This is a genomic window from Ruegeria sp. CI1, assembly GCF_056536925.1.
The window spans coordinates 253,242-278,943 of sequence record NZ_JBQFQP010000003.1; the positions used below are offsets into that span (position 1 = coordinate 253,242).

29 protein-coding genes and 2 pseudogenes are annotated in these 25,702 nt (G+C 60.8%); 22 read left to right on the forward strand and 9 right to left on the reverse strand.

Annotated elements, in window-relative coordinates; translation table 11 throughout:
• Positions 1–112 precede the first annotated feature (112 nt).
• From ACR0LZ_RS05015 to ACR0LZ_RS05045, 7 genes are all read left to right on the forward strand, one after another.
• Positions 113–1,816: an acyl-CoA dehydrogenase gene (locus ACR0LZ_RS05015; protein ID WP_480748676.1), complete on the forward strand. Its 1,704-nt coding sequence runs from the start codon at positions 113–115 to the stop codon at positions 1,814–1,816.
• Between the two features lie 23 nt (positions 1,817–1,839).
• Positions 1,840–2,862 (forward strand): MBL fold metallo-hydrolase, encoded by a 1,023-nt coding sequence (locus ACR0LZ_RS05020; RefSeq protein WP_480748677.1) that lies wholly within the window; start codon positions 1,840–1,842, stop codon positions 2,860–2,862.
• Positions 2,863–2,865: 3 nt separating this feature from the next.
• A complete protein-coding gene (locus ACR0LZ_RS05025) occupies positions 2,866–3,318 on the forward strand; it encodes a DUF6173 family protein (RefSeq protein WP_480748678.1) in 453 nt (150 codons plus the stop codon).
• 124 nt (positions 3,319–3,442) lie between these two features.
• Positions 3,443–5,218, forward strand: coding sequence for a glycerophosphodiester phosphodiesterase family protein (locus ACR0LZ_RS05030; protein WP_480748679.1), 1,776 nt, complete (start codon positions 3,443–3,445; stop codon positions 5,216–5,218).
• Positions 5,205–5,765: a hypothetical protein gene (locus tag ACR0LZ_RS05035; protein WP_480748680.1), complete on the forward strand. Its 561-nt coding sequence runs from the start codon at positions 5,205–5,207 to the stop codon at positions 5,763–5,765. The genes ACR0LZ_RS05030 and ACR0LZ_RS05035 overlap by 14 nt, the downstream gene beginning before the upstream one ends.
• Before the next feature lie 63 nt (positions 5,766–5,828).
• Positions 5,829–5,963 carry an aa3-type cytochrome c oxidase subunit IV gene (locus tag ACR0LZ_RS05040; protein WP_480748681.1) on the forward strand — a complete coding sequence of 45 codons (135 nt, stop codon included), beginning with the start codon at positions 5,829–5,831 and terminating at the stop codon, positions 5,961–5,963.
• A gap of 16 nt (positions 5,964–5,979) precedes the next feature.
• A complete protein-coding gene (locus ACR0LZ_RS05045) occupies positions 5,980–6,609 on the forward strand; it encodes a hypothetical protein (protein WP_480748682.1) in 630 nt (209 codons plus the stop codon).
• Between the two features lie 3 nt (positions 6,610–6,612).
• On the opposite strand, the gene ACR0LZ_RS05050 is transcribed toward ACR0LZ_RS05045, so the two are convergent.
• Positions 6,613–6,945, reverse strand: a complete 333-nt coding sequence (locus tag ACR0LZ_RS05050; RefSeq protein WP_480748683.1) for an AzlD domain-containing protein — start codon at positions 6,943–6,945, stop codon at positions 6,613–6,615.
• Entirely contained in the window at positions 6,942–7,658 is a 717-nt protein-coding gene (locus ACR0LZ_RS05055) for an AzlC family ABC transporter permease (RefSeq protein WP_480748684.1), read from the reverse strand. Before ACR0LZ_RS05055 ends, ACR0LZ_RS05050 begins: the two co-directional genes overlap by 4 nt.
• On the opposite strand from ACR0LZ_RS05055, the gene ACR0LZ_RS05060 reads away from it, so the two are divergent.
• The 8 genes and pseudogenes from ACR0LZ_RS05060 (at position 7,657) to ACR0LZ_RS05095 (ending at position 13,572) form a co-directional block, all read left to right on the forward strand.
• Positions 7,657–8,595, forward strand: a complete 939-nt coding sequence (locus ACR0LZ_RS05060) for a formate dehydrogenase accessory sulfurtransferase FdhD (RefSeq protein ID WP_480748685.1) — start codon at positions 7,657–7,659, stop codon at positions 8,593–8,595. The genes ACR0LZ_RS05055 and ACR0LZ_RS05060 overlap by 2 nt on opposite strands.
• Before the next feature lie 5 nt (positions 8,596–8,600).
• Positions 8,601–8,945: a hypothetical protein gene (locus tag ACR0LZ_RS05065; protein WP_480748686.1), complete on the forward strand. Its 345-nt coding sequence runs from the start codon at positions 8,601–8,603 to the stop codon at positions 8,943–8,945.
• Positions 8,942–9,010 (forward strand): annotated as a pseudogene (locus ACR0LZ_RS05070) (molybdenum cofactor guanylyltransferase MobA); the annotation flags it as partial. The gene ACR0LZ_RS05065 and the pseudogene ACR0LZ_RS05070, both read left to right, overlap by 4 nt.
• Position 9,011: 1 nt before the next feature.
• Positions 9,012–9,191 (forward strand): annotated as a pseudogene (locus tag ACR0LZ_RS05075) (formate dehydrogenase accessory sulfurtransferase FdhD); the annotation flags it as partial.
• A gap of 171 nt (positions 9,192–9,362) precedes the next feature.
• Positions 9,363–10,316, forward strand: a complete 954-nt coding sequence (locus ACR0LZ_RS05080; protein ID WP_480748687.1) for an AEC family transporter — start codon at positions 9,363–9,365, stop codon at positions 10,314–10,316.
• Between the two features lie 60 nt (positions 10,317–10,376).
• Positions 10,377–11,018, forward strand: a complete 642-nt coding sequence (gene mobA / locus ACR0LZ_RS05085) for a molybdenum cofactor guanylyltransferase MobA (protein WP_480748688.1) — start codon at positions 10,377–10,379, stop codon at positions 11,016–11,018.
• On the forward strand, positions 11,015–11,506 hold the full coding sequence (gene mobB / locus ACR0LZ_RS05090) for a molybdopterin-guanine dinucleotide biosynthesis protein B (RefSeq protein WP_480748689.1): 492 nt from the start codon (positions 11,015–11,017) through the stop codon (positions 11,504–11,506). The genes mobA and mobB overlap by 4 nt, the downstream gene beginning before the upstream one ends.
• Positions 11,503–13,572, forward strand: coding sequence for a molybdenum cofactor synthesis domain-containing protein (locus tag ACR0LZ_RS05095; RefSeq protein ID WP_480748690.1), 2,070 nt, complete (start codon positions 11,503–11,505; stop codon positions 13,570–13,572). Before mobB ends, ACR0LZ_RS05095 begins: the two co-directional genes overlap by 4 nt.
• A 15-nt stretch (positions 13,573–13,587) precedes the next feature.
• Here ACR0LZ_RS05095 and ACR0LZ_RS05100 read toward each other — a convergent pair whose 3' ends face one another.
• The 3 genes from ACR0LZ_RS05100 to ACR0LZ_RS05110 all read right to left on the reverse strand — a co-directional run bounded on the left by ACR0LZ_RS05100 (position 13,588) and on the right by ACR0LZ_RS05110 (position 15,593).
• The gene (locus ACR0LZ_RS05100) at positions 13,588–14,592 is read right to left on the reverse strand and encodes a hypothetical protein (RefSeq protein ID WP_480748691.1); all 1,005 of its coding nucleotides are present in this window, start codon (positions 14,590–14,592) and stop codon (positions 13,588–13,590) included.
• A 14-nt stretch (positions 14,593–14,606) separates the two neighbouring features.
• Positions 14,607–15,077: a transcription elongation factor GreA gene (gene greA, locus ACR0LZ_RS05105; RefSeq protein WP_480748692.1), complete on the reverse strand. Its 471-nt coding sequence runs from the start codon at positions 15,075–15,077 to the stop codon at positions 14,607–14,609.
• Between the two features lie 135 nt (positions 15,078–15,212).
• Positions 15,213–15,593 (reverse strand): VOC family protein, encoded by a 381-nt coding sequence (locus ACR0LZ_RS05110; RefSeq protein ID WP_480748693.1) that lies wholly within the window; start codon positions 15,591–15,593, stop codon positions 15,213–15,215.
• A 90-nt stretch (positions 15,594–15,683) separates the two neighbouring features.
• Between ACR0LZ_RS05110 and soxR the strand changes: the two genes are divergently transcribed.
• The 4 genes from soxR (at position 15,684) to ACR0LZ_RS05130 (ending at position 20,555) form a co-directional block, all read left to right on the forward strand.
• The gene (gene soxR, locus ACR0LZ_RS05115) at positions 15,684–16,139 is read left to right on the forward strand and encodes a redox-sensitive transcriptional activator SoxR (protein ID WP_480748694.1); all 456 of its coding nucleotides are present in this window, start codon (positions 15,684–15,686) and stop codon (positions 16,137–16,139) included.
• Between the two features lie 136 nt (positions 16,140–16,275).
• The gene (locus tag ACR0LZ_RS05120; RefSeq protein WP_480748695.1) at positions 16,276–17,925 is read left to right on the forward strand and encodes an electron transfer flavoprotein-ubiquinone oxidoreductase; all 1,650 of its coding nucleotides are present in this window, start codon (positions 16,276–16,278) and stop codon (positions 17,923–17,925) included.
• 151 nt (positions 17,926–18,076) lie between these two features.
• Positions 18,077–19,744 carry a tetratricopeptide repeat protein gene (locus tag ACR0LZ_RS05125; protein ID WP_480748786.1) on the forward strand — a complete coding sequence of 556 codons (1,668 nt, stop codon included), beginning with the start codon at positions 18,077–18,079 and terminating at the stop codon, positions 19,742–19,744.
• Positions 19,734–20,555, forward strand: coding sequence for a 4-(cytidine 5'-diphospho)-2-C-methyl-D-erythritol kinase (locus ACR0LZ_RS05130; RefSeq protein ID WP_480748696.1), 822 nt, complete (start codon positions 19,734–19,736; stop codon positions 20,553–20,555). The genes ACR0LZ_RS05125 and ACR0LZ_RS05130 overlap by 11 nt, the downstream gene beginning before the upstream one ends.
• On the opposite strand, the gene ACR0LZ_RS05135 is transcribed toward ACR0LZ_RS05130, so the two are convergent.
• Complete coding sequence (locus tag ACR0LZ_RS05135; protein WP_480748697.1) at positions 20,548–21,546, reverse strand: polyprenyl synthetase family protein; 999 nt, start codon at positions 21,544–21,546, stop codon at positions 20,548–20,550. The two genes, ACR0LZ_RS05130 and ACR0LZ_RS05135, sit on opposite strands and share 8 nt — an antisense overlap.
• Before the next feature lie 56 nt (positions 21,547–21,602).
• Between ACR0LZ_RS05135 and ACR0LZ_RS05140 the strand changes: the two genes are divergently transcribed.
• From ACR0LZ_RS05140 to ACR0LZ_RS05150, 3 genes are all read left to right on the forward strand, one after another.
• Complete coding sequence (locus ACR0LZ_RS05140) at positions 21,603–21,818, forward strand: putative signal transducing protein (protein ID WP_480748698.1); 216 nt, start codon at positions 21,603–21,605, stop codon at positions 21,816–21,818.
• A complete protein-coding gene (locus tag ACR0LZ_RS05145) occupies positions 21,815–22,588 on the forward strand; it encodes a tRNA1(Val) (adenine(37)-N6)-methyltransferase (RefSeq protein WP_480748699.1) in 774 nt (257 codons plus the stop codon). Before ACR0LZ_RS05140 ends, ACR0LZ_RS05145 begins: the two co-directional genes overlap by 4 nt.
• 116 nt (positions 22,589–22,704) lie before the next feature.
• Complete coding sequence (locus ACR0LZ_RS05150) at positions 22,705–22,869, forward strand: YdcH family protein (RefSeq protein ID WP_480748700.1); 165 nt, start codon at positions 22,705–22,707, stop codon at positions 22,867–22,869.
• Here ACR0LZ_RS05150 and yddG read toward each other — a convergent pair.
• The 3 genes from yddG to phbB all read right to left on the reverse strand — a co-directional run bounded on the left by yddG (position 22,866) and on the right by phbB (position 25,702).
• On the reverse strand, positions 22,866–23,732 hold the full coding sequence (gene yddG, locus ACR0LZ_RS05155; RefSeq protein WP_480748701.1) for an aromatic amino acid exporter YddG: 867 nt from the start codon (positions 23,730–23,732) through the stop codon (positions 22,866–22,868). The genes ACR0LZ_RS05150 and yddG overlap by 4 nt on opposite strands.
• Positions 23,729–24,676 carry a transcriptional regulator GcvA gene (locus tag ACR0LZ_RS05160; RefSeq protein ID WP_480748702.1) on the reverse strand — a complete coding sequence of 316 codons (948 nt, stop codon included), beginning with the start codon at positions 24,674–24,676 and terminating at the stop codon, positions 23,729–23,731. The genes yddG and ACR0LZ_RS05160 overlap by 4 nt, the downstream gene beginning before the upstream one ends.
• 303 nt (positions 24,677–24,979) lie before the next feature.
• Positions 24,980–25,702 carry an acetoacetyl-CoA reductase gene (gene phbB / locus ACR0LZ_RS05165; protein ID WP_480748703.1) on the reverse strand — a complete coding sequence of 241 codons (723 nt, stop codon included), beginning with the start codon at positions 25,700–25,702 and terminating at the stop codon, positions 24,980–24,982.

Below are 25,702 nucleotides of genomic sequence, written 5' to 3' on the forward strand. Positions count from 1 at the left end.
CTTGCAAGATCATGTTGGTTAGGTAATCGATCAAGCTCCGATGCTTACCGACGCCAGCAGCGGAATCCAAGCCCGCGCTTGTGAAAGCCGAGAATAACCTCCGAGGAAAGCCATGCCCTATCGCGCCCCCACCTCCGATTATGAGTTCCTGTTCGATCACGTGGTCGGCTTTGATCAGGTGGCGGCGAGTGATTTGTTTGCCGAAGCCAGCCGGGATGTTGTCAGCGCCATTCTGACCGAGGCCGGCAAAATGTGCGAAGAGGTCATGTCACCGTTGCAACGCCCCGGTGATCTGGAACCTGCCCGGCTGGAAAACGGCGTGCTGCGCACCACTCCCGGTTATGCGGACGGATGGAAGGCGATTTCTGATGGTGGTTGGATCGGGATGAGTAGCGATCCGGAGCATGGCGGCATGGGCCTGCCGACAACTGTAGCGACCGCCGTCAACGAAATGATGAGCGCTGCCTGCCTGTCGCTGCAGCTGGCTCCGTTGATGAGCCAGGGCCAGATCGAAGCACTGGAGCATCATGCAAGCGACGAAATCAAGGCACTATATCTGCCCAAGCTGATATCGGGCGAATGGTCGGGAACAATGAACCTGACCGAAGCGCAGGCAGGCTCGGATGTCGGGGCGCTGTCATCCAAGGCCGAACCCAACGGCGATGGAACCTATGCTGTCAGCGGACAAAAGATATTCATCTCGTGGGGCGACAACGATTTTTGTGACAACGTGTGCCATCTGGTTCTCGCGCGCCTGCCAGAAGGCATGCCCGGAACCAAGGGGATTTCGCTGTTCTTGGTGCCCAAGTTCATACCGGATGAAAACGGAGACCCCGGCGTTGCAAACAGCCTCAAGGTCGTATCGCTGGAACACAAGCTGGGCCTGCATGGCTCTCCCACCTGTGTGATGCAATACGACCGGGCGACGGGATGGCTCGTCGGCGCGGAACATGGTGGTATGGCGGCGATGTTCACCATGATGAACAATGCCCGGCTTGGTGTCGGCGGTCAGGGCGTCGGTGTAGCCGAGGGGGCCTATCAGCATGCCTTGGCCTATGCGTTGGAGCGTAAACAGGGCAGGACGCCTTCGGGGACGATCATAGACCATGCGGATGTGCGCCGGATGCTATTGGAGATGCGTGCCGACGTATTTGCGTCTCGAGCGATCCTGCTGGCGAACGCCGTCGCAATCGACATGGCCAAGGCCACCGAAGATGCGGAATGGACAGTGCGGGCTGCGTTGCTGACGCCCATTGCCAAGGTTTTTGGCACTGAAACTGGAATACGAGTGGCCGAGACCGGAGTACAGGTACATGGCGGCATGGGTTTTATCGAGGAAACTGGCGCGGCTCAGTATTACCGAGACGTGCGCGTGACCGCGATCTACGAGGGTACGAACGGTATTCAGGCGATGGATCTGGTCGGCCGCAAAATGATGGACGGCGGCGAGGCGGCCTCAAAGCTGCTGGATGAAATCGAGGCGCAGGCCGAAGCCGCACGCGCCAGGTTGCCCGAACTGGCTGGGCCGGTTTGGGAAGCCACTGAATCTTTGCGTGAGGCGACCGAATGGTTTGTTGGCCAGGACGATATGACTGAACGCTTTGCCGGGGCTTTACCATATTTGCGTGCTTTTGCCCGAGTTCTGGGCGCGAATTATCACCTGTCGGCGGCTTTGGCCGATCCTGACGGGCCACGCGCCAAACTGGCCCGCTTCTATATCAATGTACTGCTGCCGGAACACACGGGTCTGTTGGTACAGGCACAAAATGGTTCGACCGACCTCTATGCGCTCAGCGCTGACGATTTGGCCGCCTGATGGATGGGGCGCAGTCGCCTGTCATGCAGTATCCTTGGGTAGAACCACCCCGAAGCGGAGAGGCCATCGAAGTGGCCGAAGGTGTCTTGTGGATGCGCCTGCCGCTTCCGATGAAGCTGGATCACGTCAATGTCTATGCACTGGATGACGGCGATGGCTGGACAATCATCGATACCGGGTTCTCTTCGAAAAAGACGCGCGGCATTTGGGAACAATTGATGGCCGGGCCGCTTGTTGGCAAGCCGGTGCGGCGCGTCGTAGTCACGCACCACCATCCCGATCATGTAGGTAACGCAGGATGGTTCCAATCCGTCCATGGGGCCGAGCTTGTCACGACGCGAACGGCCTGGTTGTTCGCGCGGATGCTGACGCTTGACGTGCAGGAAAGCTGGCCCAAGGAAACGCTCGACTACTACCGTAGCGCGGGGATGGCGCCGGAGGTGCTGAAAAAGCGCATGTCCGAGCGGCCATTCAACTTTGCCGACATGGTTTATCCGATGCCGCTTGGGTTCACGCGTATTCGGCAGGGCGAAGTTTTCCGCATGGGCGGTCGCAATTGGGACGTTCACATGGGCAACGGTCACGCCCCTGAACACGCGACATTCTGGAGCCGAGACGACAACCTGGTGATTACCGGCGATCAGATTCTCAGCTCGATCAGCCCCAATATAGGCGTCTATGCGACCGAACCTCTGGCTGATCCGGTGGCCGAGTGGCTGGAGGCGTGCGAGCGGCTGCAACCGCTGGCGCGACCGGACCACCTGACGCTGGGTGGTCACAAGCTGCCCTTCACCGGGTTGCCCACACGGATGCGGCAACTGATTGACAACCATCATGGGGCGCTGGAACGCCTGCTGCAGCACCTGGACACACCAAAGCCGGCCTCAGATTGCTTTGTTCCACTGTTCAAGCGAAACATCGGAGAGGGCGAATATGGGTTGGCTTTGGTCGAAGCGGTTGCGCATGTGAACCATCTCTACCACATTGGTGCGGTGACCCGGACGCGCCGCGCGGACGGGGCCTGGCTGTACCAACGCAACGGGTGAGAGATGGACGACAAGATCGAAACTTCTGCCGAGGCCGCCGAAGCCATGGCAATACCGCGTTGCCATGAGGTTCACGCCGACCCTGCTGCGGGTAATGGTCCCAAAGAATTGCCAAAGCCGCTACAGAAACCGGTTGAGACCAAAAGTCCGGCGCAGTGGGCGTATGAGCGGTTGATCCTGTATATCCAGAATTTCGAAAAGCAGCTCGACAACAGTCAAGAGGTTGCAATGGGTTTTACCGGGGGCGATGCAGGTGTCCTGCGGATCGAGGGGATGGGTTATTTTGACCCCGATATCGTGACGTTCTATGGGTCCGATGCCACCGGGGCCAAAACCCAGCTTGTCCAGCATGTCAGTCAACTGAACGTGATGCTGCGGGCAATGCCCAAGACGGTCGAGGATGAACCGGCCCAACGCATCGGGTTCCGTCTGGCCGCAGATCTCGAAGGCGACTGACTTTTCTTGCTTTTCATCTGCCCACGTCGTTGAATGACTGCATTGTTCAGGAGTTCGACGCGTGACGCATTTTACAACAGTAACAAACGCATATCGGGTGTCATGGTCTCGCCGGCGGATTTTTGTGCCGCTTTACCTGGTTTTGCGCCTCATGACGCTGGCGGTGATTGCGCCGGCTTTGGCAATTGCCGTCAACCTTGCGGTTCTTCTCTCGGATCAGGCAGCCCTGACGGATCAGGACATTGCGATGTTCATCCTGTCCCCTGTCGGGTTTGTCGTTACGCTGGCCGTACTCAGCCTGTTTCTCGTGGCCGAGGTTCTGGGGTTCTCTGTCATGGCTGCGTGTTTGCGTATGAACGAAACCGACCTGTGGAATGCAGGGCGCTCGGCGCTGACACTTGTCGCCGCACGATTGCCTGGCCTGCTGGAATTCGCTGCGCGGTTCGTTCTGCGCGTGCTGCTTTTGGTTCTGCCGTTTGTCGCTTTCAGCGGGTTGATCGCTTGGTGGACGCTTACGGAATACGACATCAACTATTACCTGACTTTCCAACCGCCAGCTTTCTGGGTCGCGGTGGTACTGATTGGTGCGGTTCTGCTGGTCATGGCGTGGATTTTGATCTGGCGCCTGTCTGCCTGGGCCCTGTCGCTGCACTTGGTACTGTTTGAAAAGATCGCTCCGAAAGCGGCATTCGACGAAAGTGCGACACGGATGGCGGGGCATCAGGGCCGACTCAAGATCAAGCTGGTCTTGTGGCTGGCCGTGCGGATTGTGTTTGCAGCTATCATTGGCACAGTCGCAAGCGGTGTTCTTGGCCTCATTCCGCTGGACCAAGGTACGAACCTGCGCCTCGCTCTGACCATTTCTCTGGCCGTTGCAGGGCTGTGGTCCCTGGCTGGCTTGGTTTTGGCCGCGGTCGCTTTGGGTGCTCTGGCCGCTCTGCTGGACGGGTTTTATGTGGGCGAAGTCAAGCCGCAGGTGCCAGGAAAAGAGGGTAGCATCAAAACCCGTTTGATCGCCCTTGTTGGCATCTCGGGTCTGGCGGTTCTGGCCGGATTCTGGCTGAGCAACGGCTTGCTGGCAAATGTTCAGGCCAATGATGCGGTTGACGTGATTGGCCATCGCGGGGCCGCTGCGTTGCGGCCGGAAAACACCATGGCGTCGGTGCTGAAGGCTATCGACGACGGCGCTGACTGGGTTGAAATCGACGTGCAGGAAACGGCGGACGGAGTCGTTGTTGTCGCGCATGACAGCGATTTCATGAAACTGGCGCAGACCGATCTGAAAGTCTGGGATGCCACCATGTCGGATCTGGACGATATTGATATTGGCAGCTGGTTTGACCCGGAATATGCCGAGGAGCGTACCCCCACCCTTCGCGATGTGCTGGCGGCGGCGCGTGGGAATTCCAAGGTCATCATCGAGTTGAAGTATTATGGCCATGACGAAGATCTGGAAAACCGGGTTGTACAAATTGTCGAAGACCTCGGCATGGAAGACGATGTGGCCACCATGTCGCTGAAATACCCTGCTGTACAGAAAATGCGCGCCTTGCGACCTGACTGGCGAACGGGCGTGTTGGCGGCGACGGCTGTCGGCAACCTTGCCGGGCTGGATGCCGATTTCGTTGCCGTGAATGCCAACATGGCTTCACCCGGGCTGATCCGGTCAGTCCACGAGGCCGGTAAGGATTTTTATGTCTGGACGATAAACGACCCGATCCAGATGTCGCAAATGGCATCGATGGGGGTCGATGGGCTGATCACCGACAAACCGGCCCTGGCGCGGCGGGTTCTGGAATTACGGTCCCAACTGGGCCCGGCGGAACGGCTGATGCTGTGGCTTGCGGGAGAACTGGGGATGGAGATCGAGACCGAGAAGATGCGCGATGACAGTCCCTAAGGTATCTGCGCTTTTGTGTTGTCTGGCGGTGCAAGCGGGCGCACAGGAACTGATCCGAACGATCGAGCTACCGGCACACCGCGCATTGATGCTGGCCCGGGAAACGGTAGAGCTGCGGCCATTCGAGACCGACGGATGTTCAGGTGGCATGTCCTCGGTCTGGGGATTTGCCGCCGATATCTTTCCCGAGTTTGCCCGAACCTACGAGGAGGCGCCGCCGTGGGAAGATTGCTGCGTCACCCATGACAGGGCCTATCACGATGCGGGTGGCGCCGATCAGGCCGAAGACAGCTTTGATGCCAGGCTTGCAGCGGATGCGGAGTTGCGGGCCTGTGTGCTGCAAAATGGCGAGGAGCAAGCCGAACAAATTGCTGAACGCCTGAAGTCCAACCCCGAACGGGTTCTGCTGGCGTATGACGCGATTTCCGAAGCTATGTATCTGGCGGTTCGTTTCGGGGGCGGTCCATGCACCGGTACGCCATGGCGCTGGGGATATGGCTATCCCGGCTGCACCCCATTTGATACTTTGTCCCCTGCGCGCGATTGACGTCGTGACACAGGCGAGCGAATCCACTATCCAACGGTAAACACGCGAATAGGAACTGAAAACATGGCTGAATACAAACACGGCGATATGGACATCAAGGTACAGACCGAAACCTTTAACGGATTCGTCAAGTTCATGGTCTGGACTGTTGCGGTCATTCTGTTCATTCTGCTTTTCTTGGCGGTCTTCGCTTCCTGATCGGGCAAATTCTATCATGCGTCGATTGGTGATCGCATGCGCTTTGCTGCTCGCGGCGTCCGCTTGCACGAAACAAAGCGCGCCGCAGGCGGATTTCGAGACTATTGCGGCCGTTCGTTATCGCGATCCGGGGCCGGCCAAGTTGACGTTGTTCACGATGGTGAACAACCGCACGGGTTCGGGTGGACATGCCTCGCTTATGATCAACGCGTCTGAGCGGGTGATTTTCGATCCGGCGGGATCGTTCCGCGCCGATCGTGTGCCCGAGCGTGACGACGTGCTCTATGGTATCACACCGGCGGTCGAAAAGGCTTATCGAGGATCGCATGCGCGATCGACCTTTCACGTGGTTATCCAGGAACTGGAAGTGACGCCGGAACAGGCCGAGGCGGCCTATCGGCTGGCGAAACAGATGGGGCCTGTGCCCGGGGCATTCTGTGCCAACTATACCGGGCGGCTGCTCAGGCAAGTGCCGGGTCTGGAGGGGATAAAGCCGGTTCTGCAACCGGTGAAACTGGCCGATCAGTTCGGTGATCTGCCGGGTGCCATCACCGAGCGCTACTATGAAAACGATGACGAAGATCTGCAAAAGGGCATCGCGGCGAATAACGCGCAACTCAACGCCCAAGCACCGGCACAGAACTGACGTTCAGCCAAGAAAATAAAGCAAACCATAAAGCGTGGCCGCGCCCGAAAAGATCGCGGCCAGCACGTTCTTGGTCAACAGACCAACGACGATTGCCATAGCGGCGGCACTCATCCGGGGCAGATCGGGCTGTCCATCCGTGGCCGAAGGCCACACTACCAGCGGTGCAATGAGGGCTGGAAGAACCGCCACGGCGGTATAGCGCAAGTGGCGCAACAGCCACTCGGGCATCGGCCGGTCGCCGACCAGCCCGATAAAGACGAACCGCAACGCAAAGCTGCCGACCGCAAGACCGGCGATCACGATCCACATGGTGGCGGGGTCGATCTGGGTCATGCCCGGGCCTCCCTGCGCTTCAGCATCACTTCGGCCTGTGCTCCGGCCATCATGCCGGTGCATCCGGCAATCAGCAGGCCGAGGTTGAAAGGGACCCATACGGTCAGCAGCGAAACGGTGATCGCGACGAGGGCGGCGATGACATGGGGCAGGGTGCGCAGCATGGGGCCGACCATCGACAGGAAGGTGATCGGGAGCGCAAAATCAAGTGCCCAGCTTTCCGGGATCTGCGTGCCCAGAACCGCACCGAGGTAGGTGCACAGATACCAGAGCGGCGCAATTGGCGAAATTGTACCGAAAAAATAGGCCATCCTGTCCGAAATGTACAAATCAGGTTCCCGCTCGAACCGGACCATGCAGCAGGCATAGGACTGGTCGACGACGAAATACGCGGCACAGGCGCGCTGCCACAAAGGTGCGGCCCCGAGGTAGGGGGTCAGCGAGGCCGAGTACATTGCCACCCGGAGGTTCACCGCCAGCGCCGAGGCGAGCACGATCACGGTCGGCGCGTTGTCCTGCAGCAGTTGCAACGCGGCGAACTGGGCGGCCCCGGCAAACACGGTTGCGGTAAAGGTCATGGTCTGGACGATGTTCAGCCCGGCCTCGGTCGCGAACACACCGAACAGGGTGCCGAACGGGATGGCCACGAAGATGAAGGGGAAGCCATCGCGAAAACCCTTCCAGTAGTAGGAATTGGATGTGGTGAATGCCATGCCTAGATCCTATGGTGACCGCGACAGCAGTAACGGGCTTGGGAAAGGGTTGCAATTGGCCATTGAGACGGACCTGTCGGACTATATCATCGCCCCCGATCCCGAAGCGGAGCGGCTGACGCGCGCCGTCGAAGGCGTGGATCAGAATGGCGAGCTCAGCCGGATTTCGGTGGTCGAGGAGCGCCCGCTGACGATCTTTCTCAACGCGCAGGAAATCGTCACGGCGATGACCATCGGGGACTATCCCGAATACCTTGCGCTGGGCTTTCTGCGCAATCAGGGGATGCTGCGCCCCGATGACGAGATCGTGCGCGTCGATTATGACGACGAACTGGAAACCGTCGTGGTGCGTACGGCGCGGGAAACCTCGTATGAAGACAAGCTGAAGAAAAAGACCCGCACCAGCGGCTGTGCCGTGGGTACGGTGTTCGGCGACATGATGGAGGGGCTGGAGGGCGTGACGCTGCCGCAGGTGAGCGTGCGGACCTCTTGGCTGTATGAACTGGCGGCAAGGATAAACCGGACCCCGTCGCTGTATCTGGAGGCGGGGGCAATTCATGGCACCGTGCTGTGCCGCGAAAACCGGCCGCTGGTCTATATGGAGGACGTGGGCCGTCACAACGCGGTGGACAAGATCGCGGGCTGGATGCTGTCCGAGGGCGAGACGGCGGCGGACAAGATCCTTTACACAACCGGGCGGCTGACGTCCGAGATGGTGATCAAGACGGCGATGATGGGTATTCCGGTGCTGGCCTCGCGTTCCGGCTTTACCGCCTGGGGTGTCGAGATCGCGCGCGAGGTGGGCCTGACCCTGATCGGGCGTATGCGCGGACAGCGGTTCGTGTGCCTGTCGGGCGAGGACCGGCTGGTGCGGGATGTCGACCCGGCGACGGTTCCGCTCGAGGATAAGAAACATCGGCGCAAGAGTGCGGGGTGATTTCCTTGGGCTATGTGGTCGCCTTGCTGGTTTTTTGCTGTGCAAGCTTGGGAATTGGCGGGATTGTGATTCATGTCCGTCAGTGGATTCCGCTGATGTACAGTCTGGGTTTGCCACCGATTGATCGCGGTGTGGCGCGTCGGGTGCTGTTTCGGGGAGTGGTAAATTGTCCGGAGGAGTTGCGTGCAGAGCTGGCCCGGTGCCGACGCAACTATTTGCTGGTCATTGCCGGTTTTTTTCTCCTCGCGATTTTTCTGCTTGGACTTGAGGGTACGCTGTATCTGGGTGCCTGTTTCGCGGTTACCTGGCTGATCTCGAAACCTATCGAATTGAAAGACGACAACAAATGACCCGACCTCTCGGCGTGATCCTTGCAGGCGGTCTGGCCACCCGGATGGGCGGTGGCGACAAGGGGTGCCGGCTTTACCGCCTGGGGTGTCGAGATCGCGCGCGAGGTGGGCCTGACCCTGATCGGGCGTATGCGCGGACAGCGGTTCGTGTGTCTGTCGGGCGAGGACCGGTTGGTGCGGGATGTCGACCCGGCGACGGTGCCGCTCGAGGATAAGAAACATCGGCGGAAGAGTGCGGGTGAGTAGTTCGATTGGCGCTGTGGGGTGATTTCGGCCTCAAACTCCTCATAAAGAGCACAATAATTTGAGAAATTTCCCGCGCTTGGGTTAGCATAAAGCCTCGGGCGTTGGGTTTTGTTACTGCAATGATCTGGAAATGCGATCTGACTTGCGCTCGAAAAGCCAGCGAGGGACCGCATGGAACTGCTCAACCTTATTGCACCTGTGTTTGCGGTCATTCTGACGGGTTATGTCTTTTCGTGGACTGGATTGCTGTCCGATACGATTTCTGAATCTCTGGTACAGTTTGCTGTCTATGTTCTGCTTCCGGCGATCATGTTCTATCTCATCGGGCAGGAGGAATTTGGTGATCTGCTCAACTATGGCTTCTACATGGCCTATGGTGGGGCGCTGGCAATTCTGTTTGCCGTGCTCTTTCTGGTGTTGAGGCGCGTCCAGCATTTTTCGACCGGTGCGGCGACAGTTGCATCCTTTGCGGCAGTGGCATCGAATACGGCGCTTGTCGCCTTGCCGATACTCCACGCGATTTTCGGGTCGAGCGGCGCACTGCCTGCAGTGTTGGCAAATCTGGTTGTCGCGGTTTTGCTTTTGACGCTGACGATCATTCTGGAAAGCGTTTCCGGGCAATCGGCGGCAAAAAAAACCGGTGTTGCAAGGCTGCTCATCAATGTTCTGAAAAACCCGATCATTCTTGGAACCCTGCTGGGCGTTGCATATTCGATCACTGGTTTGGGTTTTGCTCCGGCAGTCAAGGATTACCTGGAGGTGTTAAGCCAGGGTCTGGCGGCGGTCGCGCTTTTTGCAATCGGGTACACGACCAGCGTGCGAGTCATCGTCAAGACAGGGCCACTTATTCTGGTCTTGTCCCTGACCAAGCTGATTGTCGCGCCGGGGCTGGTATTGCTTGCGGCACACCTGGTCGGGCTTGACCCGCTTTGGACGATTGCGGCGACGATATCGGCGGCGGTTCCGACTGCGAAAAACATCTTTCTACTGGCCAAGCACTATGATCAGGAGACCGAGTTGGCGGCGCATACCGTGTCGGCGACATCGTTTCTGTCGGTTGGGACTTTGATTGCGTGGTTGTTCATTCTCCACCATCTCTATCCGACAGCGTTTCAATTGAATTGAGTCTCGGTGGAAATGATTTAAAGGTGTTGCCTCGTTCGCTTGAGCATGGCGGGAGTGACAATGAAGCAGCCTTTGGGCGTGATCCTTGCAGGCGGTCTGGCCACCCGGATGGGCGGTGGCGACAAGGGGCGGCTGCTGTTGGGCGGCAAGCCGCTGGTGTCGCATGTCATGGGCCGTTTGGGCCCGCAAGTGGCGGGACTGGCGCTGAATGCCAACGGTGATCCTGCGCGGTTTGCCGATCTGGGCTTGCCGGTGATTGCAGATTCCATCGAAGGCTTTGCAGGGCCTCTGGCCGGGGTTCTGGCCGGGCTGGACTGGGCCGCAGATCAGGGGGCCGAGGCGATTGTCACCGCCGCTGCCGACACGCCGTTCTTTCCGCGCGATCTGGTGGCGCGGCTCATGGCTGCTGCCGAAGGGCAGGCGCATCCTCTGGTGCTGGCAACCACGCCGCGCACCGGGGAAGAGTTGAAATCGGGTGGCCGGGGCAAGGTGAACCGTCATCCGACCTTTGGCCTGTGGCCGGTGGCTTTGCGTGATGATCTGCGCGCCGCGCTGAGCGAGGGCTTGCGCAAGGTGGTGCTGTGGACCGACCGGCATGAGGGGTGCGAGGCGTTGTTTCCGGTAGGCGAGTTCGACCCGTTTTTCAACGTCAACACGCCCGAGGATCTGGCGATGGCTGAAAATCTGTTGGAGCGGGCATGAAGGTTTATGGCGTCACCGGCTGGAAGAATGCAGGCAAGACCGGGCTGATGGAACGTCTGGTGGCCGAGATCACCGGGCGCGGTTTCAGTGTGTCAACTGTCAAGCATGCGCATCATTCGTTTGACGTGGATCACCCCGGACGCGACAGTTTTCGCCACCGGCAGGCGGGGGCGGCAGAGGTGCTGTTGGCCTCGAAATACCGGGTGGCGCATATGCAGGAGTTGCGCGGTGCGCCGGAACCGGCATTGTCGGAGTTGCTGACGCGGTTGTCGCCGGTCGATCTGGTGCTGATCGAAGGGTACAAGCGCGAACGTCACCCCAAGATCGAGGCCTATCGTGCCGAGCCGGGCAATGAGCTGATTGCGCCGGGGGATGCCAGCATCCGGGCTGTGGCGAGCGATGTGGCGCTTGACCTGGACCGGCCTGTGTTCGATCTGAACGACACCGTGGCCATTGCGGATTTCATCCTGAAAGAGGTCGGTTTGTGACCCCATTCAGGACCTTTGCGATGGTGGACTGGTCGGGTGGCAACGACACCGGGCCACGCCCGCGAAGGGATGCGATCTGGGTCTGTGTGGTGCGGGGCGGGCAGGCCGACGAGCCGGTCTATCTGCGCAACCGGCAGCGGGCCGAAGATTGGCTGGCAGAGTTGATTGCCGCAGAGGTGGCTGCCGGGCGGCGTCTGTTTCTGGGGTTCGATTTTCCGTTCGGCTATCCGCGGGGGTTTGCCCGCGCGATGACCGGAACCGACGATCCGCTGGAGCTGTGGGACTGGTTCGAGGCGCGGATCGAGGACGATCCGGCGGCGAACAACCGGTTCGATCTGGCCGGTGAGATCAATCGGGTGTTCGGGGGCAGGGGACCGTTCTGGATGAACGGGTTGCAACGGGACATCGAGGGGCTGCCGCGCCGCAAGGATGACTATCACAACCCGTTTCCGGATCGCCGCAGGGTCGAGACGCTTGCCAGGGGAAGTTTCACCTGCTGGCAGATGGGTGGCGCGGGCGCGGTGGGCGGACAGGTGATGATGGGCCTGCCCGTTCTGGCACGGTTGCGCCGAAGGTTTGCGGGGCAGGTCGCCGTCTGGCCTTATGAGCCTTTGGACAGGGCGGTGGCGTTTGTCGAGGTCTGGCCGTCGCTGACGCTGGGTGCGGCGCCGGAAGGGCGGATCAGGGATGCCTGGCAGGTCGAACAGGTCGCATTGAATCTGGCAGGCCTTTCGCGGCAAGACTTGGCGCAACAATTGGATGTCAGCGCAGCAGAGGAAGGGTGGATCATGGGTGTGACGCAAGCAAAACCGGATATCGCGCCGCCGCCTTTGAAAAACGATTGTTTCGCCCTACCTGCGGGCGTGAACTGGACGCCGGTTGACGACGCGCTGGCGATGCTGCGCGAGCGGATGCATGCCGTGACCGGGACTGAAAGATTGCCGGTGATGCGGGCGCTGGGCCGGGTGCTGGCCGAAGATGTGGTGGCGCTGCGTTCCAACCCGCCGCTGCCGAATTCGGCGGTCGATGGATATGGCTTTGCCGGGGGCTATCCGGAGGGCGCGCATGTGGTGCCGCTGGCCGAGGGGCGGGCGGCGGCGGGGGTGCCGTTCGACGGGGTTCTGGCCGGGGGGCAGGCGTTGCGCATTCTGACGGGCGCGGCGCTGCCCGAAGGTGTCGATACGGTCATTTTGGAGGAGGACGTGACCGTTCAGGACGGCCATGTCGCGTTTCACGGTCCGTTGAAGCAAGGGGCCAACACGCGCAGGGCGGGCGAGGACGTGGCCGCCGGCGATATTGTCTTGCGCCGGGGGCGCAAGCTGAACGCGGCCGATCTGGCGCTGTTGTCGGCGGTGGGCGTGGCCGTGGCACCGGTGCATCTGCCGCTGCGTGTGGCGGTGGTATCGACCGGTGACGAACTGGTCGAGCCGGGAGACGAAGCGGGACCGGGCCAGATATTCGACGCCAACCGCCCGATGTTGCTGGCGATGGCCGAGCGGTTCGGGTTCGAAACGGTCGATATCGGGCGGGTGCCGGATGACCGGCCCACACTGAGGGCCAGGCTGGACGAGGCCGCCGAAAAGGCGGATGTGATCCTGACCAGCGGCGGGGCGTCTGCCGGGGACGAGGATCATATGTCGGCCCTGCTGCGAGAGGCGGGCGCGATGCAGGAATGGCGCATCGCGCTGAAACCGGGGCGGCCTTTGGCCTTGGGTATCTGGAACGGAACCCCGGTTTTCGGCCTTCCCGGCAATCCGGTGGCGGCGATGGTGTGCACGCTGATCTTTGCGCGGCCCGCGATGGGCCTGCTGGCGGGTGAAGACTGGCAGGAGCCGCAGGGGTTCGACCTGCCTGCCGCGTTCGAAAAGCGCAAGAAGCCAGGGCGGCGGGAATACTTGCGGGCGCGGGTGCGCGAGGGCCGGGTCGAGGTGTTCCGCTCGGAAGGGTCGGGCCGTATCAGCGGGTTGAGCTGGGCTGACGGGCTGGTCGAGATTGGCGACGGCGAGCAGCATATCCGCCCCGGCGATCCGGTGCGGTTCATTCCCTATGGCAGTTTCGGGTTGTAGACCCTGCGACGCCGGTCAGTCGAACGTCCCGGCCACGCGGCCCAGCAGCATGAAGGCGCGCGCGGTTCGGGTTTCGCCAAGGGCCGCGATCTCGGCATCCGTCGCCTCGGGTTCGAAGGCGACGATCATGTGGTCGAAACGGCGCAGGAAATGATGGGCCGCGTCGCGAAAGATCGGGTCCTGTTTCATGCGGCCCGAAGCCAGGGCCAGCGACGAGCGGTCGCGAATGCCGCCCAGACCGGCCACTGCGCGGCCACGGGCACCCTGGGCGAACTGGCGCCAGATTTCGGGGCGTGCCATATCCGGTTTGAGGTCATCCATATAGATGCCTTCCTGACTGAGCAGGGTCAGCACGTCCTGCGCGGCCTGAATGAGCTGCGCGGCCTTGCGGTCTTTCAATGCGCGGCGCAGCGCGGCGAACCCGTCAGTGTCTTCGGCGGTTTCCGGGAAATTGAGGGCGCGAATGAAATCCTCGGTCGCAAGCGGCGGTGCGAGCGCTTCGGCAGGGGTGCCAAGTTCCAGCGTGGTCTGGCCGTTGGATGATCCGGACTTGACTTGCGTCGCCAGTTTGACCTTTTCGGCTGCCCGCGAGGTCGAGAAGGTTGCCAGCGTGGTTTCGGCCTTTTTCGCCGCTGCGACGATCTGGTCGAGCTTTTTGGTGACCGTCGGTTCCTGAATGATCGCGGCGCGCTGCTGTTGCAGGACATAGGCGTTGCGAATCGCGTCGATCGCGGTTTGCAGGCGCTGGCTTTCCTCGCGCATGATGCGGCTGGCGCGCATGGCGGTTGCCGCGACCCATATCATTGCCACCGGCAGAAAGACCGCCAGCATGACGACCAGCGGCCCGCTGGCGGCTTCGTTGCGGGGCATGACGATGAAGACCACGGCGAAGGCCAGCCAAAGTACACTGAGCACGATGGCCGCAATCTCGATCCCGGTGATGGACTGCTTTTGCGGGCGGTCGTAGATGCCAAGCGAAGTCGGGCGGTCCGATTCCTTTTCCGGTGGGGTGCCCGACATGGCCGTGCCCCCCGTCAGGAATACTGGATGGTCAGAATTTCGTAAGACCTCAGGCCGCCGGGCGTATGGACCTCGACGCTGTCGCCTTCGTCCTTGCCAATCAAGGCACGGGCGATGGGCGATTTGATGTTGAGCAGACCACTTTCGATATTGGCCTCGTGCTCACCCACGATCTGCCAGGTCTTTTCTTCGTCCGTGTCCTCGTCGACCAGCGTGACGCGGGCGCCGAACTTGATGGCGCCGGACAGTCTTTTGGGGTCGATCACGTCGGCCAGAGACAGGACGCCTTCGAGTTCCTTGATGCGGCCCTCGATGAAGGACTGCTTTTCGCGCGCCGAGTGGTATTCGGCGTTTTCGGACAGATCGCCATGCTCGCGGGCTTCGGCAATGGCCTTGATGATGGCGGGACGCTCTTCGGATTTGAGTTTTTTCAACTCGGCCTCAAGCGCGGCGAAGCCCGCGGGCGTCATCGGAATCTTTTCCATCGTTACTGTTCCACGCATAAATTGCGTCGCCCCGCCGCGCAATGCGTCGGGGCGACTGGTAGGTTCAGTCAATACCTGAACCAAATGGACGGCAGAATGCAAGGGGTCAGCACGCGCCGACGCGCGGAATACGGCCTAATCGTAGGCGACCACCTCGAATTCGATGCCGTTGTCATCGTCAAAGTAGAACCGCCGTCCGGGTTCGTAATCGGCGTGGTTGTGGGGTTCGAATCCGGCGGCGCGGACCTTTTGTTCGGTGGCGTCCAGGTCTTCGACAACGACGCCCACGTGATTCAGGCCGCCAACGATGTCATAGCTGCTTTCGCCTGATGGCCTGGGGGATTGGGGTGCATATAGCGCCAGATAGGTATGCGTGTTGCCGACATGAACCGTGTAACCGCCCGCCTTGGCCGAGCCTTCCCAGCGGGTTTTCCAGCCGAACACATCCTGCATCCAGGCGGCGGTCGATTTGGGGTCGCTGACGGTGAAATTCGTGTGTTCCAGTGTTGCAGGCATGATTGCTCCCTTTCGAATTCGGGTCTTGTCACGACTCACCCTAATTTCTAAACCTAACTTTAGGTCAAGGAATTTTTCCGGAGTTGAGAGATGGCGGTGTCAGAGGGGCTTTCCATCGGCGCATTGGCGCGGCGGACCGGTCTGGCGGTGTCGGCGATCCGCTATTACGAAGCGCAGAACCTGATTTCGCCCTGGCGCAATGCGGGTGGGCAGCGGCGGTATCAGCGTGCAGATATCCGGAGGCTGAGTTTCGTGATGATCGCACAGCAATTCGGCCTGTCGTTGCCGGAGATCCGCGAGGTTCTGGCCGACCTGCCGGGAAACCGGACGCCAACACCGCAGGACTGGAAACGGATCAGCAAGGGGTTGCGGGCACATCTGGACAGCCGAATCGATACCCTGATCCGGTTGCGCGACAACCTGGACGGATGCATCGGGTGCGGCTGTCTGAGCTTGCCGAAATGCAGGCTGTACAACCCCGATGACAGGGCAAAATCCCGTGGTAGCGGTCCCAGATACCTCATGGGCGACGCACCAGAGGGCTGAACTGCCGCATTGCAGCGATTTTACGCCGTGTTTCGATTGACCAAGGTCTTTCACAACGGGTAATCACGCGTGAAACAAAATTGCGCAGATCACGCGTTGAGAGCGCCAATTCGGAAAGTCAGCGAAGGAGCCCACGATGGCCGAAATTGAACGCGAAGCGATGGAATATGACGTGGTGATCGTGGGCGCGGGTCCTGCGGGCCTGTCGGCGGCCATCCGTCTGAAGCAGCTGGATGCGGACCTGAACGTCGTCGTTCTGGAAAAGGGCTCGGAAGTGGGCGCTCATATCCTGTCGGGCGCGGTTCTTGACCCTTGCGGTCTGGATGCGCTGATCCCCGACTGGAAGGAAAAGGGTGCGCCGCTGAACACACCGGTGCACGAAGACAACTTCTATATGCTGGGTGAAGCTGGTCAGATCCGCATTCCGAACTTCCCGATGCCGCCGCTGATGAACAACCACGGCAACTACATCGTCTCGATGGGCAATGTCTGTCGCTGGATGGCCGAGCAGGCCGAAGAACTGGGCGTCGAGATCTTCCCCGGCATGTCCTGTTCCGAGCTGGTTTATGGCGACAATGGCGAAGTCAAGGGCGTCGTGGCCGGTGTCTTTGGTCTTGAGGCTGATGGATCTTACGGGCCGAATACCGAGCCGGGCATGGAGCTGCACGGCAAATACGTCTTCCTGTCGGAAGGTGTGCGCGGTTCGCTGTCCAAGGAGGTGATCGCCAAGTACGACCTGCAGGCCGGGAAAGAGCCGCAGAAATACGGCGTTGGCATGAAGGAGATATGGGAGATCGATCCGGCCAAGCACAAGGAAGGCACCGTGACCCACACGATGGGCTGGCCTCTGGGGGGCAACGCAGGCGGTGGGTCGTTCATCTATCACCTTGAAAACAATCAGGTCTATGTCGGTTTTGTGGTTCATCTGAACTACAAGAACCCGCACCTGTACCCCTATATGGAATTCCAGCGCTTCAAGCATCACCCGATGGTGGCCGAGCTGCTGAAGGGCGGCAAGCGCGTGGCCTATGGCGCGCGGGCGATCACCGAAGGCGGTCTGCAATCGATGCCGAAGCTGGTGGCGCCTGGTGTGGCGCTGCTGGGCTGTTCGGCGGGCATGGTCAACGTGCCGCGCATCAAGGGCAACCACAACGCGATGCTGTCGGGCAAGGCAGCCGCCGAGGCGGCCTATGACGCGATCAAGGCAGAGCGTTCGGGCGATGAACTGACCGCTTACGAGGCCGATGTGCGCAATGGCGCGATTGGCAAGGACCTGAAGAAGGTGCGCAACGTCAAGCCGATGTGGTCCAAGTGGGGGATGATCCCCTCGCTGGTGCTGGGTGGTCTGGACATGTGGACCAACACATTGGGCTTTTCGTTCTTTGGTACGCTGGGGCATGGCAAGAACGATGCCCAGTCGACCGAAGAAGCCAGCAAGCACAAGCCCATCGATTATCCCAAGCCCGATGGCACGCTGTCCTTTGACCGGCTGACCAACGTGTCCTTTGCCATGACCAACCACGAGGAAAGCCAGCCCTGCCACCTGCGGCTGGCCGATCCGGATATCCCGGTCAAGGTCAACCTGCCGAAATTCGCCGAACCGGCGCAGCGGTATTGCCCGGCGGGCGTTTACGAGATGGTCGAGGAAGACGGCAAGGAGCCTCGGTTCGTGATCAACTTTCAGAACTGTGTCCACTGCAAGACCTGCGACATCAAGGATCCCAGCCAGAACATCACCTGGACCACGCCGCAGGGCGGGGATGGCCCGAACTATCCAAATATGTAAGCAAGAAACCGGGCAATGGCGGGGACGTGAAAGCTCTGCCATTGCCTCTTTACCGCCGAGGCCCTAGCTTGTGTCCGGAATAACGACAAAAGGCAGGATTGCGGTGTTCTCCTTGGTACGACATGCGGCAGGTGCCGCACTTGCGGTTGCGATGGCCCTACCAACGACGGCATTGGCCGACTCGGGGGCCGGGGCGTATCTGGCAGGGCGCCAATCGGTGTATCGCAACGATTATGAAGCGGCGGCGCGGTATTTTGTTCAGGCGCTTGCCATTGATCCGGCCAATCCCGCTTTGATGGAAAACGTGGTTCTGGCGCAGTTGTCGCTGGGGGACCTGAAACGCGCCTATACCGTTGCGCAAGAAATGGAGGCGCAGGGTTTGCGCAGCCAGGTCGCGCATATGGTGGTCGTGGCCAACCTGATCTCGGAAGGGCGGTACAAGGAGATACTGGAGCGGGACCCCGAAACCATGGGGATCGGACCGCTGGTCGATGGCCTGGTGACGGCCTGGGCATATATGGGCGACGGGGCCGTATCCAAGGCGCTGGAACAGTTCGACAAGGTTTCAGAACAGAACGGATTGCGGGACTTTGCCCGTTATCACAAGGCTTTGGCGCTGGCTTCGGTCGGTGATTATGAAGGCGCGGAAGCGATCTTTGCCGCCGATGAGGGACGGGTATCGCGGATGTCGCGCCGCGCGGTTCTGGCGCGCGCCGAAGTTCTTTCGCAACTGGACCGCAATGAGCAGGCACTGGCAAATCTGGCCGAGGTGTTCGCGGGGCGTGCCGACCCTGCGTTGCAAGCCGTGTCGGAACAGCTTGAGGCCGGTGAGAAGCTGCCATTCACCCATGCGCGCTCAGCGGCTGACGGGATGGCCGAGGTATTCTTTTCCATCGGTACGGCGCTCAATAACGAGGCGGCGCATGATTACGTTCTGGTCTATTCCCGCACCGCAACTTTCCTGCGCCCCGATCACATCGATGCGCTGCTGTTGAGTGCCGAGTTGCTGGATGGGTTGGGTCAGTATGATCTGGCGGTTGCGACCTATAAGATGGTGCCACCCGACGGGCCGGATTATCATGCGGCGGAACTGGGGCGGGCCGAGGCCTTGCGCCGGTCGGCCAAGCCCGATGCCGCCATCGAGGTGCTGGAGCAGCTGGCGCAGCACTATCCCAACCTTCCGGTTGTCCACAGCGCGCTGGGTGATTTGCAGCGGCAGCAGGAAAAGTACTCCGAAGCCGTGGCCGCGTATGACAAGGCGCTTGAACTGTTGGAAGAGGGGTCGGGCGGTCAATGGTTCCTGCACTATGCGCGCGGAATAAGCCATGAGCGCCTGAAACATTGGGATGCGGCCGAAGCCGATTTCCGCGCGGCGCTGGAGCTAAGCCCGGATCAGCCGCAAGTGTTGAACTATCTGGGCTATTCGCTGGTCGAGCGGCGGGAAAAGCTGGATGAAGCGCTGGAGATGATCCAGCGCGCGGTGCTGGCGCAGCCTGACAGCGGCTATATCGTGGACAGTCTGGGCTGGGTCCTGTTCCGGCTTGGGCGCTATGACGAGGCGGTCGGGCATATGGAGCGCGCGGTTGAGTTGATGCCCATCGACCCGGTCGTGAACGACCACCTGGGTGATGTGTACTGGGCCGTCAGCCGCGCGCGCGAGGCCGAGTTCCAGTGGAAACGCGCCCTGTCGTTCATAGATCCCGAAGACACCGATGGCGAGGCCGACCCCGAACGCATTCGCCGCAAGCTGGATATCGGTCTGGATGCGGTGTTGCAGGAAGAGGGCGCGGACCCCTTGCAGGTGGCCAATGACGGTTGAGGCCTTTGCGCCCGCCAAGATCAACCTGACCCTTCATGTCACCGGCCAACGCGACGATGGCTATCACCTGCTGGATTCGCTGGTGGTGTTTGCCGATATCGGAGATCGCCTGGAGTTTTCCGCCGGGTCCGGCCTGACGATGGACGTCACTGGCGAACATGCAGAGGGCGTCCCGGTCGACAGTCGCAATCTGGTCTGGCAAGCGGCCGAGGCGATGGGATGGCGCGGCCATGTTCGCCTGAACAAGGTTCTGCCGCACGGTGCCGGGATCGGGGGCGGTTCGTCGGATGCGGCGGCGACGCTTTGGGCCTTGTCCGGACAGGGTATCGAAATCCCCGAGGGACTGGCGCTGTCATTGGGGGCTGACGTGCCTGTTTGCTTGTCCGCGCGCGCGGCACGGATGCAGGGGATTGGCGAGCAGGTTTCACCGGTCGACCTGCCCCACCTGCCGGCGCTTTTGGTCAATCCCGGTGTGGCGGTGCCGACCGGTGCGGTGTTTGGTGCGCTTGCCTGGCGCGACAATGCCGCGATGCCGGATGACATCCCGGATTTCGGTGAACCAGCCGATTGCGCGGATTGGTTAAGTCAGCAACGGAATGATCTGGAAATTCCGGCCATGGGTGTGGCGCGAGAGATCGAGCGCGTTCTTGACGAACTGAGGATGACGTCACGGGCGCTGCTGGCCCGCATGTCGGGGTCAGGGTCAACCTGTTTTGCGTTGTACCCCACGATGAAGGACGCGCATTTCGCGGCCTACGAGATCGGCGTGGCCTATCCCGATTGGTGGTGCCGCGCGGTGCAGCTTAATTGAGGCGCGAAACCACGTAATCGGCCAGATCGTGCAGCAGGCCGCGAAGTTCGTGATCGGGAAGCACGCCCAGCGCCGCCTTTGCCTTGGCCGCCCAACGGAGGGCATCGGCGCGGGTTTCGTCCAGCGTCCGGTATTTGTGCATGAGCTTCAGGGCGTGTTCCAGATCGCCGTCCTGCTGGCGGCCCTTTTCGATCGTGCGCTGCCAGAAGGCGTGTTCGTCCGTCGTCGCCTGCGCTACCGCCTTGATGACCGGCAGCGTCAGCTTGCGTTCGCGGAAATCGTCGCCCACGTTCTTGCCTGTGGCCGTGCTGTCGCCTTGATAATCGAGCAGGTCGTCGGCGATCTGAAAGGCGATGCCCAGTGCATCGCCATAATCGTAAAGCGCGCGCACCTGTTCCTCGGTTGCGCCTGCGATGACGCCGCCGACCTCGGTTGCCGCCGAAAACAGGGCCGCCGTCTTGCCGCGCACCACTTGCAGATACACGCTTTCGTCGGTGCGCAGGTCGGTCGCGGCGGTCATTTGCAGCACCTCGCCCTCGGCAATCGTGGCCGAGGCATTGGCGAGAATGTCCAGCACCCGAAGCGAGCCGGTTTCGACCATCAGCTGGAAACTGCGGGAAAACAGGTAGTCGCCGACCAGAACAGAGCTTTTGTTGTCCCACAGCAGGTTGGCTGTGGGGCGCCCACGCCGCTGGGCGCTTTCGTCGACCACGTCGTCATGCAGAAGGGTGGCGGTGTGGATGAATTCGACCGTGGCGGCGAGGCGGATGTGATGGTCGCCGGAATATCCGAACAGCCGTGCCGCAGCCAGCGTCAGCATCGGGCGCAGGCGCTTGCCGCCTGCTTCGACCAGATGGGCAGTCACCTCGGGGATGCGCGGCGCGTGTTTCGAGGCCATGCGAACGCGGATCAACTCGTTCACGGCGTCCATCTCGGCGGCCAGCAGCTCCGCCAGCCTTTCATGCGGTTTCGAAATTGTGCTGATGTCCATCACACTCCTGATACAAGGCTCGACTTTCGCCCTACCTTGCCCTTACATCCATCCCCATGAAAGAACTTCTGCGCACCACCGATCCGACCATCATGGCTTTTGCTTCCGCTCTTCTTAGGGGCGAGGATATAGACTGCTTTGAGATAGACGTAAATATGAGCGTACTTGAAGGCGGGATCGGGATATTCCCGCGCCGACTGATGGTGCGGGTCGATGATTTCGACCGGGCCGTCCGGGCGATGAAAGACAACGAGATCCCGTTGGGCCGATGACGGGGTTCGCGGAACACGATCTGACCCGCAACGATTTTCTTGGCGGACGTGTCCGCCTGTGGCAGCCGCACAAGGGATATCGGGCCGGTGTCGATCCGGTTTATCTGGCGGCATCGGTTCCGGCGCGGGCGGGCCAATCGGTGCTGGAGCTTGGGTGCGGAGCAGGGGCGGCTATCCTGTGTCTGGCAGCACGGGTGGGCGGGATGACCCTGACCGGTGTGGAGCTGCAACCAGCTTATGCGGAACTGGCGCATCGCAATGGCGAGGAGAACGGCGTCGGCCTGGAGGTCGTGGAGGCGGATCTTGCCGAGTTGCCCATTGATCTGCGCCAGCGCCAGTTCGACCATGTCATTGCGAACCCCCCGTATTTCCGTGCTGGCGCGCACAGCCCTTCGAAAGATGCGGGGCGGCATGTCGCCATGGGAGAGCGGACGCCGTTGGATACGTGGTTCGCGGTTGCGGCAAAACGTCTGGCGCCGCGCGGCTATTTGCACATGATCCAGCGTGCCGACCGCTTGCCGGAAATGCTGGCCGCCTGTACGGGGAGGTTGGGGTCGGTCGAGGTCCTGCCCCTGTCGCCACGTCTGGGCAGGGCACCGGAGTTGTTGATCCTGCGGGCGCAAAAGGGTGGTCGGGCGGCGTTTGTTCTGCACGCGCCGGTGATTCTTCACATGGGCGAGAAACACCTGCGCGACGAGGATCATTACACGCCCGAAATCGCTGCGGTTCAGCGCGAAGGGGCACCTATGCAATGGCCCAAGACACGATAAGCGGCCAATGGCCGAAATTGAAGAATTTGTGACAGATTCGGTGCTGATCCCGCGTGACAGTCAGAATACGATATGCTCAACTTGAATTGTACAAATCACTGACAAGGAGGATCGCCATGAGCGTGAGCGCACATCTGACCGAACTGAAACGGAAGCATGCTAACCTCAGTGTCGAAGTAGAAGAAGCCCAGCGCTCCCCAGGTATCGATGATCTTCACATCGCTCAACTCAAGAAGCAGAAACTCAAACTGAAAGAAGAGATCGAACGTCTTTCAAGCTAAGATTTGAGGCTGGCGCGTGCCGCGATGGCGGCACCGCTGGTTATCAGCAGAGCTGCGATCGCCAGCACCCAGGAGGGCGCGGCGATACCGGCCAGAACCAGCACTAAGGTAGACAACAGCGGCGCAGCATAAGAACTGGTGCCGAGCATCTGAATGTCGCCGTGTTTTACCCCGATATCCCAGACATAGAAGGCCAGCCCGACGGGGCCGAGACCGAGTGCCACAGACGAGGCCCAGGCCAGTGTCGTTTGCGGCCAGACCGTTTCTTCGACCGCGAAATGCAGGCCCCATGACGCAAGTGCCGTCAGAACGCAGAAAACCGCAACCGAACTGGTGGGCACCTTGCCCAATCGCCTGGACAGAACCGAATAGCCCGACCAGGTGAGTGCGCAGAGCAGGGCCAGCAGATAGCCGGGAAGGTACTGAGCCTGAAACCCGGCGCTTCCACCGCCGGTGATGATCAGCGCCGCGCCGGAAAAGCCAAGAACGGCGCCGATCAGGTGACCAGCGTGCAGGCGCTCTCCGGGCAGCAATCCCGAAAACAGGACGATGAGCAGGGGCCAGAGATAGGCAATCAGACCAGCCTCGGCGGCTGGGGCCATGCGCAGCGCCGAAAAATACAGTGCGTGATAGCCGAACAACCCCATCGCGCCGAACAGAAAAACCGTCCAGCGTACATCCTTCAGTTGCGACAGCCCGCCGGTCCGTGCCGTCCAGATCAGGCCCAGCGTGCCGCCGATGCTGAAACAGATCGCGTTGAGCAGCAGCGGCGGCGTCGGGGTCGAACCCACGGTGAACAGGGCGAGCAGTGCCCAAAGGAGGACAGCGACAAAGCCGATTGTCGTGGCGCGATTGCGGGTCATTTCGGGGGAATATCCTCGACCGGTATGATTTCGAATTCGTCCGAGATATGCGCGGTCTTTTCTATCTCTGCAAGAAACCAGTCCCGGAATGCTGCGATTTGAGGGCGGGTTTCGGCGCCTTTGAGGCATAGGAACCGAAATCGGGCTCTGGTCTCGATGGCAATCTTGAAAGGGGCGACCAACCGGCCCTCGAGCATGTCCTTGAGGATCATTGGCCGCCGCCCCAGCGCGACACCGACACCCGCCACAGCCGCGTCTATGGCGTGATCGGCGTGCGAAAAATGGGCGCCATGGGTCGGGGTGAAATCGATTCCGACGGCGCGAAACCATGTGGGCCAGTCGCAGGGCGGGTTCAGAAAGCCGATCGAATCGTCATGGATCAGCGGTGCCTGCGTCAGGCTTTGTGGTGTCGGGAACCGTTCGGCCAGATCAGGGGTCATGACCGGTGTCAGCCACTCCTTTCTGACCGGAACCGAGTACAGCTCGTCGTCTTGTACATAGCCAAAGCGGATCGCGACGTCGACGTCGTCCCGGTTCAGGTCCAGATTGCGCAGGGTGGCCGAAAACCGCAGATCGATTTCGGGATGCGCGCGGGCGAATTCGTATAGGCGGGGCGCGAGCCATTTGGCGGTCAGGGCTGGCCCTGCGGTCACCGTGAGCGTCGTGTTGTCCAGCAGGCGGCGGGTGGATGTCCACGCGGATTGCAGGGTGGCGAACCCTTCGGCCGCGCCGGGGGCCAGCGCCTTGCCCGCGTTGGTCAGTTCGACGGCACGGTTGAGGCGGCGAAACAGCGGCCGGCCCAAGTGGTCTTCGAGCGACTTGATCTGAAAGGACAGGGCGGCCGGAGTGACATTCAACTCGTCCGCGGCCTTGGCGAAAGACATGTGACGCGCGGCGGCATCAAAGGCGCGCAAGGCGGTCAGAGGGGGAAGGCGGTCACTCATACTCAGTTAAGTAAAACTAAATCGAAGAGTTGAAAAGTCTCGTTTGTGGAAGATGAAACAGTGCCGCATGCTGATGGCAAGTCAAAGTATACTGAATCGAAAGGATGCCAGACATGATCGAGATGACAGCCATGGCCGCGACCCGGTGTGCGTTTCGACGCGCGCATGAAGAGCGAGGCAAAACGGTCAGACGGGTTATTGCATGGTTCATGGGTTCCCGCTGAACGCAGCGCGCGCGTTCTTACGGGATAAAAAAGGGCCGGTCCGTTGGGACCGGCCCGATTTCATTTCCGGTGCTCGTGTTCAGACGAAGAACTGCGCGCCGTTGGCCGAGATGGTCGAGCCATTGATGAACTGCGAATCGTCGGATGCCAGGAACGTCACGCAGCGTGCGATTTCTTCGGGTTCACCCAGACGGCCTGCGGGGATCTGGCCGATGATCGCCTCGCGCACCTTCTCTGGCACGGCCATCACCATTTCGGTGGCGATATAGCCGGGGCAGATCGCGTTGGCGGTGATGCCTGCGCGTGCGCCTTCCTGAGCCAGAGATTTGACGATACCCAGATCGCCGGCCTTGGTGGCGGCATAGTTCACCTGTGCGAACTGACCTTTTTGACCGTTGATCGAGCTGATCACGATGATGCGGCCAAACTTGCGTTCGCGCATGCCGGGCCAGATCGGGTGCACGGTGTTGAACACGCCGGTCAGGTTCGTGTCGATCACCTGGTGCCACTGTTCCGGGGTCATCTTGTGGAACGGCGCATCGCGGGTAATGCCGGCGTTGGCGACCACAATGTCGATCGGGCCGACCTCGGCCTCGACCTTGGCGATGCCCGCCTTGGATTCATCGTAATCGGCGACATTCCACTTGTAGGTGGCGATGCCGGTTTCTTCGGTGAACTTTGCCGCAGCTTCGTCATTGCCTGCATAGGTGGCTGCGACGTTGTACCCTTCGGCTTTGAGCGCCTTGGAAATTGCTGCGCCGATACCGCGGGAGCCGCCGGTGACGAGTGCTGTACGTGCCAT

Excerpts from the sequence above, each read along its gene's own strand:
- ACR0LZ_RS05015 (WP_480748676.1), top strand. The coding sequence starts at position 113 with ATGCCCTATCGCGCCCCCACCTCCGATTATGAGTTCCTGTTCGATCAC.
- ACR0LZ_RS05020 (WP_480748677.1), top strand. The coding sequence starts at position 1,840 with ATGCAGTATCCTTGGGTAGAACCACCCCGAAGCGGAGAGGCCATCGAA.
- ACR0LZ_RS05025 (WP_480748678.1), top strand. The coding sequence starts at position 2,866 with ATGGACGACAAGATCGAAACTTCTGCCGAGGCCGCCGAAGCCATGGCA.
- ACR0LZ_RS05035 (WP_480748680.1), top strand. The coding sequence starts at position 5,205 with ATGACAGTCCCTAAGGTATCTGCGCTTTTGTGTTGTCTGGCGGTGCAA.
- ACR0LZ_RS05040 (WP_480748681.1), top strand. The coding sequence starts at position 5,829 with ATGGCTGAATACAAACACGGCGATATGGACATCAAGGTACAGACCGAA.
- ACR0LZ_RS05045 (WP_480748682.1), top strand. The coding sequence starts at position 5,980 with ATGCGTCGATTGGTGATCGCATGCGCTTTGCTGCTCGCGGCGTCCGCT.
- ACR0LZ_RS05050 (WP_480748683.1), bottom strand. The coding sequence starts at position 6,945 with ATGACCCAGATCGACCCCGCCACCATGTGGATCGTGATCGCCGGTCTT.
- ACR0LZ_RS05060 (WP_480748685.1), top strand. The coding sequence starts at position 7,657 with ATGCCTAGATCCTATGGTGACCGCGACAGCAGTAACGGGCTTGGGAAA.
- ACR0LZ_RS05055 (WP_480748684.1), bottom strand. The coding sequence starts at position 7,658 with ATGGCATTCACCACATCCAATTCCTACTACTGGAAGGGTTTTCGCGAT.
- ACR0LZ_RS05080 (WP_480748687.1), top strand. The coding sequence starts at position 9,363 with ATGGAACTGCTCAACCTTATTGCACCTGTGTTTGCGGTCATTCTGACG.
- mobA (WP_480748688.1), top strand. The coding sequence starts at position 10,377 with ATGAAGCAGCCTTTGGGCGTGATCCTTGCAGGCGGTCTGGCCACCCGG.
- mobB (WP_480748689.1), top strand. The coding sequence starts at position 11,015 with ATGAAGGTTTATGGCGTCACCGGCTGGAAGAATGCAGGCAAGACCGGG.
- ACR0LZ_RS05100 (WP_480748691.1), bottom strand. The coding sequence starts at position 14,592 with ATGTCGGGCACCCCACCGGAAAAGGAATCGGACCGCCCGACTTCGCTT.
- greA (WP_480748692.1), bottom strand. The coding sequence starts at position 15,077 with ATGGAAAAGATTCCGATGACGCCCGCGGGCTTCGCCGCGCTTGAGGCC.
- ACR0LZ_RS05110 (WP_480748693.1), bottom strand. The coding sequence starts at position 15,593 with ATGCCTGCAACACTGGAACACACGAATTTCACCGTCAGCGACCCCAAA.
- soxR (WP_480748694.1), top strand. The coding sequence starts at position 15,684 with ATGGCGGTGTCAGAGGGGCTTTCCATCGGCGCATTGGCGCGGCGGACC.
- ACR0LZ_RS05120 (WP_480748695.1), top strand. The coding sequence starts at position 16,276 with ATGGCCGAAATTGAACGCGAAGCGATGGAATATGACGTGGTGATCGTG.
- ACR0LZ_RS05125 (WP_480748786.1), top strand. The coding sequence starts at position 18,077 with ATGGCCCTACCAACGACGGCATTGGCCGACTCGGGGGCCGGGGCGTAT.
- ACR0LZ_RS05130 (WP_480748696.1), top strand. The coding sequence starts at position 19,734 with ATGACGGTTGAGGCCTTTGCGCCCGCCAAGATCAACCTGACCCTTCAT.
- ACR0LZ_RS05135 (WP_480748697.1), bottom strand. The coding sequence starts at position 21,546 with ATGGACATCAGCACAATTTCGAAACCGCATGAAAGGCTGGCGGAGCTG.
- ACR0LZ_RS05140 (WP_480748698.1), top strand. The coding sequence starts at position 21,603 with ATGAAAGAACTTCTGCGCACCACCGATCCGACCATCATGGCTTTTGCT.
- ACR0LZ_RS05145 (WP_480748699.1), top strand. The coding sequence starts at position 21,815 with ATGACGGGGTTCGCGGAACACGATCTGACCCGCAACGATTTTCTTGGC.
- ACR0LZ_RS05150 (WP_480748700.1), top strand. The coding sequence starts at position 22,705 with ATGAGCGTGAGCGCACATCTGACCGAACTGAAACGGAAGCATGCTAAC.
- yddG (WP_480748701.1), bottom strand. The coding sequence starts at position 23,732 with ATGACCCGCAATCGCGCCACGACAATCGGCTTTGTCGCTGTCCTCCTT.
- ACR0LZ_RS05160 (WP_480748702.1), bottom strand. The coding sequence starts at position 24,676 with ATGAGTGACCGCCTTCCCCCTCTGACCGCCTTGCGCGCCTTTGATGCC.
- phbB (WP_480748703.1), bottom strand. The coding sequence starts at position 25,702 with ATGGCACGTACAGCACTCGTCACCGGCGGCTCCCGCGGTATCGGCGCA.